The sequence below is a fragment of the Janthinobacterium sp. 78 genome, from assembly GCF_003096775.1.
GTDB lineage: Bacteria > Pseudomonadota > Gammaproteobacteria > Burkholderiales > Burkholderiaceae_D > Janthinobacterium > Janthinobacterium tructae.
Genome location: NZ_QENT01000001.1, coordinates 1,692,412 through 1,705,219, shown reverse-complemented (window position 1 = coordinate 1,705,219; position 12,808 = coordinate 1,692,412). Strand labels below are relative to the sequence as shown.

Below are 12,808 nucleotides of genomic sequence, written 5' to 3'. Positions count from 1 at the left end.
CCAAAAGCGAAGACTGGGGTCGGACGGGGGCACCTAGCCCCTTAGGGTCCGACCCCGGCACTTACGGGGCCACTGGTCGGGATAATAATAATGATCAAGAGACTGTTGGCAGTGTTTGCCTGCGCGGGCCTGCTCGCGCCACAGGCATGGGCTGCCGAGAAAATCGAATTCTGGACCTTCAGCATGAAGCCCAAGTTCACGCCGTATTTCAATGCGGTGGTGGCGCGCTATGAGGCGCAGAATCCCGACGTCAAAATCGAGTGGATCGACTTCCCGTGGGACATCATCCAGACCAAGCTGGTCACGCGCATCGTGGCCGGCACGCCGCCCGCGCTGGTCAGCCTGAACGTGCCCTGGGCCGATGAATTTGCGCGCGACGGCTTGCTCACGCCCATCGATGGCCTGATCGCGGAGGCGCGCGCCAGCTACATTCCCAGCGCCCTGGAAGTCTTGCGCTTCAAGGGCCGCACCTACGGTTTTCCCATGTACAGCAATGTCGCGGTGATCGCCTTCAATACCGCCATTTTCAAGCAGGCGGGCCTCATGCGCGGCCCCGCCAGCCTCGATGAACAGCTGGCGTTCGCGCGCCAGATCGCGCAACGCACGGGCAAGGCCGGCATCGCCCCCGCGCTGTCGAAAATCGATGGCCTGTTCATGCAGCAGGGCCTGGCCGTCATTACCGATAACCGCGCCGTCTTCAATTCGCCGCAGCACGTGGCGCTGGTGCAAAAGCTGGCCGACACCTACAAGGTCGGCGGCCTGCTGAAGGAAAGCCTGTTCGCCGAAGATAACTTCCCGGCCGTGATCGACGCCTACAAGGGCGGCCGCCTGGGCATGCTGCTGGCGCCGCCCACGGCCATGCAGCGCATTCGCGGCGACGCGAAAGAGATCTACGCCATCACCGACGTGGCGCCCGCGCCGCTGGGTCCCACCGGCATCGCCGACGGCGGCTGGCTGGTGCACTTCGCCATTCCAAAAGGCGTGCCGGCGCGCCTGCTGCCGTCGGTCGGCAAGTTCGCGCGCTTCCTGACGAACGACGCCAACCAGCTGGAATTCGCCAAGCAGGCCAGCGTCTTTCCCACCACCGTCAAGGCGGCGGCCGATCCGTTTTTTCTATCCACGCCGCAGAACGCGGGCGCGGCCGAGAAAGCCGTCGCTGCCGGCGCCCTGTCGATGGGCCACTCGCGCACCCTGTACGTGGCCGGCATCGACGACTACGACGAATTGCGCCGCTCGCTGGTGAAAGCCGTCGAGGCGGGCGTGACGGGCAAGCAGGACGTGCAACAGGCGCTGGACCAGGCCGTCGCCATCTGGAACCGCAAGCTGGCCACCCTGCCGCGCCACTGAGGACATCCATGAAACTCGCCCACCGCCACACCCTGCAAGCCTGGCTGTTTCTCGCCCCCGCCCTGCTGCTGCTGGCCGCCTTTTCCTTCTGGCCCGTCGGCTACGGCTCCGTGCTGGCGTTCACCGATTACAGCCTGATACGCGAGACGCGCTTCGTCGGCCTGGATAACTTCCGCTACATCTTCAACAACGAGATGTTCGTCTCGGGCCTGAAGAATTCGCTGATGTTTTTGCTGATGGTGCCCTTCGTGCAGGTGGGCGCCATCGTGCTGGCCGTGCTGGTGAACAACCGCCTGCCCGGCATCCGTTTGTTCCGCGCCGCCTTCTATGTGCCCGTGGTGACCACGGTTTCCGTGGTCGGCATCATGTGGGGTTTCATGTTCCACGAACAGGGCGCCTTGAACTACGTGATGCTGACCCTGAAGCTGGTGAACGCGCCCGTGGGCTGGCTGACGAACGACAGCCTGGCCCTGTTCGCCGTCATGTTCGTCACGCTGTGGCGCGGCCTGGGCTGGTACATGGTGATGTACCTGGCGGCGCTGCAGTCGATCCCGTCGGACATGCAGGAAGCGGCCATGCTCGATGGCGCCAACCGCTGGCAGCGCTTCTGGAAAATCACCGTGCCGATGCTGCGCCCCACCATCATGCTGTGCACTATCCTGTCCGTGCTGGCGGCCCTGAAGGCTTACCAGGAAGTCGACGTGCTGACCCAGGGTGGGCCGATGAACTCCACCTTCACGGCGCTGTACTACGCGTATGACCAGGGCCTCAAGCACTTGAAACTGCCGCGCGCGCTGGCCGCCAGTTTCGTCGTCTCGCTGTTCTGCATAGCCATCGCCCTGCTGTGCCTGCGCTATCTGAAACCCAAGCATCGCTAAGAGGGACTGACCATGAAACTCCGTTCCCGCACTCTGAAAACCCGCCTGCAACGCATAGTCCAATATGCGGGCCACTATGCCGTGCTGTGCGCAATCGCCGTCGTCTGCGTCTTCCCGTTCTGGTGGACCCTGGTGACGGCCATTTCCACGCAAGGCAATATCTTCGCCTTCCCGCCCACCTTCTGGCCGAAGGCGCCGTCCTTTGAGAACTTCATCGAAGTGTTCCATGCGATTCCCATCTGGTCGTTCTTCAAGAACTCCGTGCTGATCGCCGTGTTTACCGTCTTCTGGAAACTGCTGCTGTGCTCTTTGGCCGCGTATCCGCTGGCGCGCCTGAAATTTCGTGGCCGCAAACTGGTGTTCGGCCTGATCCTGGCCACGCTGGTGCTGCCGTCGGAGGTGAATTTTCTCGTCAACTTCATCACCATCACGCAAATGAGCCTGGTCGACACCTACACGGGAGTGATCCTGCCCAACGTGGTGACGGCCGTGGCCATTTTGCTGCTCAAGCAGGCGTTCGAGGAAGTGCCGCAAGACCTGATCGACGCCGCGCGTGTCGATGGCGCCTCCGAGTGGGTCATCTTCAGCCGCATCATGCTGCCCCTGATCACGCCATGGCTGGCCACCGTCGGCATCCTGACGGCCGTCGAATCGTGGAATGAATACATCTGGCCCTCCATCGTCATGAGCAAACCCGATGAATTCCCCCTGTCGGTAGGCGTGCTGTATTTGCGCGGCACGTTTGGCAGCAGCACGCGCGTGATCGCCGCCGGCACCCTGATCACCATCGTGCCGACCCTGCTGGCATTCCTGTTTACCCAGCGCTTCTTCATGCGCGGCATGGACGGCGCCGTCAAATGAGCGCCGCCATCGCCACCGACCTGCGCCGGCTTGCCGGGCAGCTGCTGATGACGGGCATCCCCGGCGCCGAACTCGATGCGGCCACGGCGCAATGGCTGCAGGCCAGCGGCGTGCGCGCCGTGTGCCTGCACGCGGCCAATCTGCGCGATGCGGCGCAGCTGACGCGCCTGAGTGCGGACTTGCGGCGCGCGCTGGGTCCGCAAGCGCTGATCGCCATCGACCCGGCCGGCATGCCCCAGGCTTACCCCGCCTGGCTGCCGCAGCCGCCGGGCGCCATGGACCTGTGCGCCGTCGGCGACGCGGAGCTGGCCAACGGCACGGGCGCGGCGACGGCGCGCGGCTTGCGCACATTGGGCATCAACTGGCTGCTGGCGCCCCTGATCAATCTCGACACCGGCGCCGCACGGGCGCCTGGCGCGGCGCAGGCGTTTGGCGGCGATCCGGCACAAGCGGCCGCCATGGCGCAAGCCTGGACGGCGGGCTGCCAGGCCGAGGGCGTGGCGTGCTGCGCCAGGCTGAACCTGCCGCAGCACGGCGCCGGTGGCCAGCTGCCCAGCGTCGACAAGACCCGCTCGCAGCTGGAAGAACACGATTTCGTGCCGTTTCGCCAGGCCGCCACGCAGACGGCCTCGATGCTGAGCGCGCACGTGGTCTATCCGGCCCTCGACGCAAGCCAGCCCGCCAGCCTGTCGCGCGCGGTGATGCATGGCTTGCTGCGCCAGCAGTGGAGCTATGGCGGCGTGCTGCTCACGCCCGGCATCGACGCGCAGGGCGGGCATGTCGGCGCGCGCGCCCTGGCCGCCGGCGCCGACATGGCCCTGCTGGCCGATGCCGCGCAGTTGCCGGCCGCACTGGACGACGTCAGCGCCGCGCTGGCCTCTGGCGCCCTGCCGCTGCAGGCGGTGGGTGCGCGGCTGCAGCGCCTGGCGGCCATGGCCGCACGCTACCCGGCCGCCAGCGGCGTGTACGCGCAGGAGGCGGCCGACCGCATCATCATGGCCGAGGCCAGGCGGCGCTGCCAGTGAGCACCGCCCTTGCCACCGAATCAAACCGCACTTTCAAGACGACCCGAGGAAGCATCCATGAACGACAAGACCAGCAGCAGCAACCGTAACAAGGGCGGCGTCCGCAGCCCGATTTCGTGGGTGCCCACCTTGTACTTCGCCCAGGGCCTGCCGTTTTACGCGGTGGCCCTGGTGGCCGGCCTGATGTTCAAGAGCATGGGCGTGCCGAACGACCAGATCGCCCGCTGGACGGGCCTGATCGGCTTTGCCTGGGTCTTCAAGTCGCTGTGGAGCCCCTTCCTGGAGCTGGCGTCGAGCAAGAAGACCATGGTGGTGCTGTTCCAGTTCCTCGGCGGCCTGAGCCTGGGCCTGATCGCGCTGGCGCTGCAAACGCCGCTGTGGTTCGCCGCCTGCATCGCCGTGCTGTTCGTCGCCGCGCTGGCTTCGTCGACGCACGACATCGTCTGCGACGGCCTGTACATCGCCAGCCTGTCCGACAAACAGCAGGCGGCCTACGCGGGCTGGCAGGGCGCCTTCTTCAACGCGGGCAAGTTTATCTCGCTGGGCGGCCTGGTGATCCTGGCCGGCTACCTGGAAAAAAATATCGGCGTCAAGCCTGCCTGGTCGGTGATTTTCCTGATCATCGGCGCCATGATGCTGTCGCTGGCCGCGTATCACCTGTGGGCGCTGCCGCAGGTGCGCAACGTTGCCGTGGCCGACAAGAGCGTGGCCGGCATCAGCAGCACCCTGTGGGACGTGCTGGTGGACTTCCTGAAAAAGCCCGGCATCTGGGGCATGATCGCCTTCATCATCCTGTTCCGTGCCGGCGAGGCGCAAGTGCAGACCATCGGCCCGCTGTTCCTGCGCGAAGCGCGCGAGCTGGGCGGCCTGGGCCTGTCGACGACGGAAGTGGGCGCCGTGTACGGCACGGCCGGCACCGTCGCTTTTTTGCTGGGCAGCGTAGGCGGCGGCTATTTCACTTCCTGGCTGGGCCTGAAACGCGCCATGCTGTTCCTGATCCTGGCCATGAATTTGCCGAATCTGGTGTTCTACTACCTGAGCCACAGCATGCCCACCGACCTGACCCTGATCACGGCCGCACTCAGCGTGGAAATGTTCGGCTACGGCTTCGGCTTCGTCGGCCTGATCCTGTTCATGATGCAGGTGGTCTCCGTCGGCAAGTACCAGACGGCCCACTATGCGTTCGCCACCGGCGTGATGCAGCTCGGTTTCGTGCTGTTCAAGATGATCAGCGGCGACATCCAGACGGCGCTCGGCTACAAGACCTTTTTCCTGTGGGTGCTGGTGTCGGCCGTGCCCGTATTGATCCTGTCGCGCTTCATGCGCATCGGCGCCAAGGCCGATGCCGGCAAACCCGACCTGAGCAAGGCCGATTCCCCCCAGGCGCCAGCCAGCGCCAGCTAGGATAGAACCACCACATGGCACATATCGTTTTAAAGAATATCGTCAAGCTGTACGACGACAAGCACCCGGTCATCCACGGCATCGACCTCGCTATCGGCGATGGCGAATTCGTCGTCTTCGTGGGGCCTTCCGGTTGCGGCAAATCGACCCTGCTGCGCATGATCGCCGGGCTGGAAGACATCACGGACGGCGAGCTGCATATCGGCGGCAAGCTGGCCAACGATATCGCGCCGGCCGAGCGGGGCCTGGCCATGGTCTTCCAGAGCTATGCCCTGTACCCGCACATGACGGTGTACGAAAACATGGCCTTCGCCCTCAGCCTGGCCGGGCACAAGAAGGCGGAGGTGCGCGCCGCCGTCGAACGCGCGGCCGAGATCCTGCAGATCACGCCTTTGCTCAAACGCAAACCGAAGGACCTGTCGGGCGGCCAGCGCCAGCGCGTGGCCATCGGCCGCGCCATCGTGCGCAAACCCAAGGTCTTCCTGTTCGACGAACCGCTGTCGAACCTCGACGCCTCGCTGCGCGTGCAGATGCGCGTGGAGATTTCACGCCTGCATCAGGAACTCAAAACCACCATGATCTACGTCACGCACGACCAGGTCGAGGCCATGACCCTGGGCGAGCGCATCGTCGTCTTCAACGGCGGGCGCATCGAGCAGGTGGGCAGTCCGCACGAGCTGTACAACCATCCCGGCAACCTGTTCGTGGCCGGCTTCCTGGGCGCGCCGAAGATGAACTTCATCGCTTGCGAGGCCGTCGCCTGCGGGCCCGGCACGGTGGCCGTGCGCCTGCCCGGCGGCGCCGTGATCGAGGTCGAGGCGCACGGTGATGGCGTCACGCCGGGCGAGCAGCTGACCCTGGGCGTGCGCGCCGAGCATGTCAGCCTGCGCGCGCATGCCCATGCGGGTGACAACGTGGCCGACGCGGCCGTCAGCCATGTCGAGTACCTGGGCGACGTGGCCATCGTCTACGCCAGCATGCAGGGGGTAAACGAGATGCTGGCCGTCAAGCTGCCGGCCGAGGCGGGCTTGCGCCAGGCAGGCGAGGCCCTCTGCCTGCACTTGCCACGCGCGCACTGCCTGCTGTTCAATGCGGAGGGCCAGGCGCTGCCGCGCACGTTTGGCGCTCCAGCCCAGCCGTTTATGTGACAATAGCCTTTGTTTACCATGCTGCCGCCCTTTGACTTGTGCGGTCAGGATGGCAGAATACGTGTTTTTTAAGATTCCCTGCCCCCGGTAATGCCACCGCGCCCTGTTGCGGCAAGCAGTACCGGAGCGTATTTTTGTTATTGATTGAAGGATAACCCATGTCCCAGTTCCGTCTTGCCCGTCTCAGCCTGCTCCTGGCCGCCATCGGCCTCAATGTCCTGCCTGCCCTGTCGCACGCGCAGGATGCCAAGCCAGCCGCTGCCGCCGGTGCACCCGCCGCCGTGCCCGCAGACACGGTACGTCCTGAAGTATTCAAGCTGCTCGATCCGGCTGTCGTGAAGGCCTCGATGGATGCGAAAAACTACGCCGACGTGCAAAGTCGCATCGACCAGGCAGCCGCCATTCCCGCCCTGACGCCCTACGAATTGTTCGTGCTGAACCGCCTGCGCGTGGCGCTGGCCTCCACCACCAACAATACGGCCATGGCCATGACGGCACTGGAAGCGGTGATCGAATCGGGCAAGCTGGACAAGAAAGCCCAGGGCGACTTCATCCAGGCGCTGGCCAACTACCACTACAACGCCAAGGATTATCCAACCGCCATCAAATGGTTCACCCGCTACCAGACGGAAACGGGCGATGTCGCCAGCGTACGCAAGTACATCGTGCGCGCCTATTACCTGGGCAATGACTTTGCGCGTGCAAAACAGGAATTGTTGGCCGATATCACGGCACAACAGCAAGCGGGCAAGACACCTAGCCTGGAAGAACTGCAATTGCTGGCCAACACGGGCTCGAAGAGCAAGGATCCGGCCACCTACCTGATCGCCATGGAAAACCTGGTGCGCTACTACCCGTCGGATGACTACTGGAGCGACTTGCTGGGCCGTCTGCAGGGAAAAGCCGGCTATTCGGACCGCTTCGCGCTGGACGTGCTGCGCTTGCAATTCAAGGCCGTGGGCACCATGCCGCCGCAAGATTACAGCGACATGGCTGAAATCGCCTTGCAGAACGCCTTCCCGACAGAAGCGAAAAAAGTCCTCGACGCCGGCTTTGCCAAAGGCGTGCTGGGCACGGACGCGAATGCCGCCAAGCACAAGAAACTGCGCGACCAGGCCAACAAGGCTGCCGCCGACGATGCGAAAAGCATCGCCAGCGGCGAAGCCTCGGCCATGAAGAGCAAGGATGGCACGGGCTTGATCAACCTCGGTTACGCCTTCGTGACGATGGACCAGTTCGACAAAGGTATCGACCTGATCCAGAAGGGCATCGCCAAGGGCGGCTTGAAGCGTCCAGAAGACGCCAAACTGCGCCTCGGTTATTCCTACGCCATGGCCGGCAAGAAAGACGACGCCATCAAGGTCCTGGAAACGGTCAAGGGCGGCGACGGCGTGGGCGACCTGGCACGCTACTGGATCCTGTGGCTGAACCGTCCTGCCACGGCAGCGGCGGCACCGGCAGCAGCGGCGCAGTAATTCCGGCGCCCCGCAGCATGCGCAAAGCAGTTCCCGGCTCAGGCCGGGGCTGCTTTTTTTTCGACCTTTTCCGCCTTCCATGCCGCCAGCCACCCCCCCCGCACCGGCACCTGAACGATTGATCAGCCTGGACGCCTTTCGCGGCTGCGTGATCGTCACCATGATCTGGGTCAACTACCTGGCTGGCATGCCAGGCATTGCCCTCTGGCTCGAACATGCGGGTCCGCGCTGAGCTATCGGCAACGCCTCCATTTCATGGCCTGGTTCGCGCTGGGCCTGCTGGCGGCCGACCTGCGGCTGCTCTTCACCGCAGTGGCCACGCGTTACGGCCTGAAGCTGAAGGTCTAGCGCTAGACCTTGATGTAGATCTTGCGCTTGTCCATGGCGTAGGCGATCAGCCAGCACAGCAGCATGAAGCTGACGGCAAACAGCAGCGAGCCCACACGCGCCGGCGCCCAGCCCGTAAACCACTGCTGGTACAGCCACTGGTACAGGTTGCCGCTGCCGATGTGCACGGTAAACGCGATAATCACCAGCACTTCCGACACCAGGTAAATGAACAGGGTGTTCTTGCCGAAAACTTCAAAAAAATACGTCCAGCCCGTGATCTTGCGCACATCGATGATGAACATCAGCAGCGCCAGCAGCAGCAAGTCCAGGCCGATGCCCAGCATCACGTAAGAGCTGGTCCACAGCTTCTTGTTGATCGGAAATACTTCATTCCAGCACAGGGCCACGGCCACGCAGATGACGCCGGCCACGGCCAGCTGAACCAGGCTGGAGCGCAGCTGTGCCGGCGTCGCCTGGCGTAAAAAACTGCCCGCCAGATAGCCGGCAATCACGTTGACAATGGCCGGCAAGGTGCCGAGAATACCTTCCGGATCGAAGGCGAGGCCTTCGCCGTGGTACAGGTGGCTGTCGCCCAGCAGGATCAGATCGAGCTTGGCCGGGGCATTGCCGTGCAGGCTGTAGTCGCCAAAGCATGCCAGGATGGCCCAGTAGCCGAGCAAGGCACAGGCGCAAAAGACCAGCGCGCCGCGCGTCTTCCAGTAATGCAGGATCAAAGCGGCGGCCAGGTAGCACACGGCGATGCGCTGCAGCACGCCGGGGATGCGCGTATGCGACAGCGGTGACCAGGCGAACTGGCCCGCATCGTCAATCTTGAAGAAAGGGAACCAGTACAGCAGGAAGCCCAGTAAAAAGATCAGCGCGCTGCGCTGGCACAGCCTGGCCAGCACGGCGCCATGGCCCAGGTGTTCATATTTCCCCAGCGCAAAGGCCAGCGCATTGCCGACGACAAACAAAAAGCTGGGAAAGACCAGGTCCGTCAGAGTAAACCCATGCCATTCGGCATGCAGGAACGGCGCATACACGCTGCCCCAGTCGCCCGGTGTATTGACGACGATCATCAGGGCCACGGTCAGGCCGCGCAGGACGTCGAGGGCGAGGTAGCGTTGAGATGCAATAGTCATGATCAAACAATTCCAGATGAGAAAAACCGCCTTCCTGCTTGCGGCAAGGAGGCGGCCGAAAACCTTACGCCGCCGGATACAAACGTAGCGGGCGCAAGTCATGCTGGCGACCGGCGGGGACAGCCCTGGCGTAAAAAAGACAGAAGCTGCCCTGCCGGTGAACGCAAAAAAAAAGCAAGCCCCTGAAGCAGGAACTTGCTTGAAAGACCGAGGAAGACCTGGCCTGATGCGGGCGCATCAGGCCAGATCGTCTTGCTTACAGCTTGCCGCGCAGGCCCAGGTAGAAGGTACGGCCGTTGCTATAGAAAGCGCGTGGCTGATCCTTGTTCTCAGCGTACATCTTGATGGTGGTGTTCGTCAGGTTAAGCGCATCGAACGTGACCGTGAAGTGTTCGTTGATCTTGTAATTGAGCGAACCGGCCAGGCCGCCCGCGCCTGCAACGTGCTGGCTGGCGCCACGGTCCACACCCGCTTTGTAAGCCGAACGGTAGTTGTAGGCCAGGCGTGCGCTGAGGGCATTGGCTTCGTAGAAAGCCGTCAGGTTGTACGTGTTGCGCGATGCATTGACCAGCTCGTCACCATTGTCGAGCTTGCCGTCGGCATAGGTGTAGTTGGCCAGGATGCCGAAATCGCCGAACAGCGGTTGCTGGTAGCTCAATTCCACGCCCTTGTTCTTGCCGCTGGTGTTGAAGGGCGACGTGATCAGGTACACGGCATTGGCATTGCGCTTGCTGTTGAAGTAAGTGGCGCTGGTGGTACCGTTCGACACGACCGATTTCAAGTCCATGTAGAACAGGCCCGCCGAAACGGCCGACCTCGGCGCGAAATACCATTCGGCGCTGACTTCGGCGTTATCCGACTTGACCGGGTTCAGCTTCACGTTGCCGCCTGCACCGCTCAATGCATCGTCGTTCAGCGAGACGGAGCCGCCCAGCGCGCTGTAGTCAGGACGGGCGATGGTGCGGGCAATGGCGCCACGCACGACCAGGTCATTGCGCACATCGAACTTGATGTTGGCGCTAGGCAGGAAGTCATTGTAGCTGCGCTCGTACAAGTGCTGCGAGTACGGACCCCAGTCGGAACCGGTGATCGGGCCGCCGGCCTGGTTGACCAGCGTCGACTGCTTGGTGTGCACGGCGCGCAGGCCGAAGTTACCGCTCCAGTTGTCGCCCGTCAGGTTGGCCATGGCATAGACTGCCGAGGTTTTTTCCTGCAGCTTGAATTCGTCCGTCCAGTTGTGGCGACGCACGTAGTCGAACAGGCGGTTGCCGTTGGCCGCGCCCCAGGCACCCAGTGCCGCGCCGTCGTACTTGAAGTAGTTGCTCGACAGGTTGCCGCCCAGATTGCTGGCGAAGTCGCTCGGGTACATCGTGCCATTCCAGACCGGGCCCGGATTGGAGAAGCCCAGTGCGCCCGGACGGGTTTCAAACGGATGCTCGGCAGCGCGCTTGTGGTCGGTCAGACGGCCGCCGAACTTGATCGAGTCCCAGACGCCCGAGGACAGGCGCAGTTCGGCGTCGATCTGGGCATATTTTTCCTGGTCGACGGAACGCGATTCGCCACCGCCCGCCCATGCCGTCGAACCTGGCTTGGTGGTGGTGCCGCCTGGATAGGACACGTTGGCCGGGCTCATGCCGTTCAACTGGTACACCATGCCGCCGTCGACGTTATTCTGGTAGTACACATCGTCGCGGTCATAGCCCACGCCGTGGGTTTTGCCCAGCTTGCCGCTCAGGGTCAGGTCCTTGGTGGCGCGGTACTTGAAGTTGAAATCGAGGTAGTACGATTCGCCGCCTGCGTCAGGACGGTAGATATTGTCGACCTCGCCCGAGTTGGTGGCAAACGTGGCAGCCGTCAGGGTACCGCTCTTGACCGTGTAGTTGGTCGGTACCTGGTTGGCGCTGTTGATCGAGTTCGCCGGTGCGGCCAGCCAGTTGGTATTTTGATGCGGCGCCTTCAGCTGCGAATAGAAGCCATTCACATCCAGGGTCAAGTCCTTGTTCGGCTTGAGTTCGATGTCGAACGCGCCGCCTTCGCGGGTTTTCTTTTGTTCGAACAGGCTCGCGCCGATAAAGGTCGGCACTTTCACGCCAGCCAGTTCAGGATGGGCCAGCGCTGCGGCACTGTTGGCCAGAATCGGTGTGTAGCCGAGGATTTCCTGGCCATCGCGACGCACGGTCGATTTTTGCGAGAAACCCTGCACCATGATGCCCAGGGTGTTCGTGTCGTTTTTCCAGTTCACCAGGCCGGAGAACTGCGGATCGGTCTTGCCCGCCAGGTCATTATGGAAGCCCTGAATCGAACCTTCGGCCGTGATCTGATTCTTGAATTCCAGCGGACGGCGGGTAATCACGTCGATCACACCCGAGACGCCGCCTTCGGGCAGGTCGGCCGTGGTGCTCTTGTGCACGACGACGGAACTCACCAGTTCCGATGGCAGCAAGGAAAAGCTGCTGCTGCGGCCGACGTTGCCGCCGAACTGGTTCAAGACGAACCAGTCGCCGGTGCTGATGGCGTGGCCATTGAACAGGGTTTGCTGGAAACTCGGGCTGGTGCCGCGCAGGCTGACGCGGTCGTTTTCGCCGAAGCCGCCTTCGCCACCGGCAGACGATTGGGTATTCACACCTGGCAGACGCTGGATCGCGTCAGCCACGTTACGGTCTGGCATCTTGCCGATATCTTCGGCGGTGACCACTTCCACCACAGAATCCGCATTACGTTTTTGCTTCAGCGATTTTTCCAGCGAGGCACGCACGCCGGTCACCGTCACTACGGTGGGCACATCGTCGGCGGGTGCTTCCTGCGCCTGCGCCGAAAAGGCCAGACCAGCGACCATCACGGCAACGGCCGTAGCGATCGGCGTACGGCTACGCGATCCGGATTTCACGACGGCAGCTGCAGGTGTCAAATTGCGTTTCATGTACTCCCCCTTGATTTAGGCTCCAGGATTGGACCCTTTTCATTTTTAACGTAGATCTTCTTTCCAGCCCGCCCACTCTCGCCGGCATGCTGCAGACCCTTCGGTACAACCACTTACAAAACCAATTCAACGCCAATATACTACTATCCAATACCAGAACACTACCAGTTGCAACTTTTTTTTTATAACGTTGTTTGAATCACACAGACCACTTCACCTGAATCAATCCGTAGCCCGTATGAGCGAGGTAAATACCAGCGAGGCCAGGCATAAATTGC

At 62.7% G+C, this 12,808-nt stretch carries 10 protein-coding genes; 8 read left to right on the top strand and 2 right to left on the bottom strand.

What is annotated here, in order from left to right:
• Positions 1-90: 90 nt before the first annotated feature.
• The 8 genes from C8C92_RS07500 (at position 91) to C8C92_RS27405 (ending at position 8,370) form a co-directional block, all read left to right on the top strand.
• Entirely contained in the window at positions 91-1,347 is a 1,257-nt protein-coding gene (locus tag C8C92_RS07500; protein WP_116743422.1) for an extracellular solute-binding protein, read from the top strand.
• Between the two features lie 8 nt (positions 1,348-1,355).
• Positions 1,356-2,225 (top strand): sugar ABC transporter permease, encoded by an 870-nt coding sequence (locus tag C8C92_RS07495; RefSeq protein WP_116743421.1) that lies wholly within the window; start codon positions 1,356-1,358, stop codon positions 2,223-2,225.
• 12 nt (positions 2,226-2,237) lie between these two features.
• Positions 2,238-3,086: a carbohydrate ABC transporter permease gene (locus tag C8C92_RS07490; protein WP_243420139.1), complete on the top strand. Its 849-nt coding sequence runs from the start codon at positions 2,238-2,240 to the stop codon at positions 3,084-3,086.
• The gene (locus C8C92_RS07485; RefSeq protein ID WP_116743420.1) at positions 3,083-4,111 is read left to right on the top strand and encodes a glycoside hydrolase family 3 N-terminal domain-containing protein; all 1,029 of its coding nucleotides are present in this window, start codon (positions 3,083-3,085) and stop codon (positions 4,109-4,111) included. Before C8C92_RS07490 ends, C8C92_RS07485 begins: the two co-directional genes overlap by 4 nt.
• A 57-nt stretch (positions 4,112-4,168) precedes the next feature.
• Positions 4,169-5,515 carry an MFS transporter gene (locus C8C92_RS07480; protein WP_116743419.1) on the top strand — a complete coding sequence of 449 codons (1,347 nt, stop codon included), beginning with the start codon at positions 4,169-4,171 and terminating at the stop codon, positions 5,513-5,515.
• Positions 5,516-5,529: 14 nt separating this feature from the next.
• Positions 5,530-6,663 (top strand): sn-glycerol-3-phosphate ABC transporter ATP-binding protein UgpC, encoded by a 1,134-nt coding sequence (gene ugpC, locus C8C92_RS07475; RefSeq protein ID WP_116743418.1) that lies wholly within the window; start codon positions 5,530-5,532, stop codon positions 6,661-6,663.
• 158 nt (positions 6,664-6,821) lie between these two features.
• Entirely contained in the window at positions 6,822-8,138 is a 1,317-nt protein-coding gene (locus C8C92_RS07470; protein ID WP_099760354.1) for a hypothetical protein, read from the top strand.
• 79 nt (positions 8,139-8,217) lie between these two features.
• A complete protein-coding gene (locus C8C92_RS27405) occupies positions 8,218-8,370 on the top strand; it encodes a hypothetical protein (RefSeq protein ID WP_165829317.1) in 153 nt (50 codons plus the stop codon).
• Between the two features lie 118 nt (positions 8,371-8,488).
• Here C8C92_RS27405 and C8C92_RS07465 read toward each other — a convergent pair whose 3' ends face one another.
• Together C8C92_RS07465 and C8C92_RS07460 are read right to left on the bottom strand one after the other, a co-directional pair.
• Entirely contained in the window at positions 8,489-9,610 is a 1,122-nt protein-coding gene (locus C8C92_RS07465) for a heparan-alpha-glucosaminide N-acetyltransferase domain-containing protein (RefSeq protein WP_116745871.1), read from the bottom strand.
• 256 nt (positions 9,611-9,866) lie between these two features.
• Positions 9,867-12,530: a TonB-dependent receptor gene (locus C8C92_RS07460; RefSeq protein ID WP_116743417.1), complete on the bottom strand. Its 2,664-nt coding sequence runs from the start codon at positions 12,528-12,530 to the stop codon at positions 9,867-9,869.
• Between the last annotated feature and the right edge of the window lie 278 nt (positions 12,531-12,808).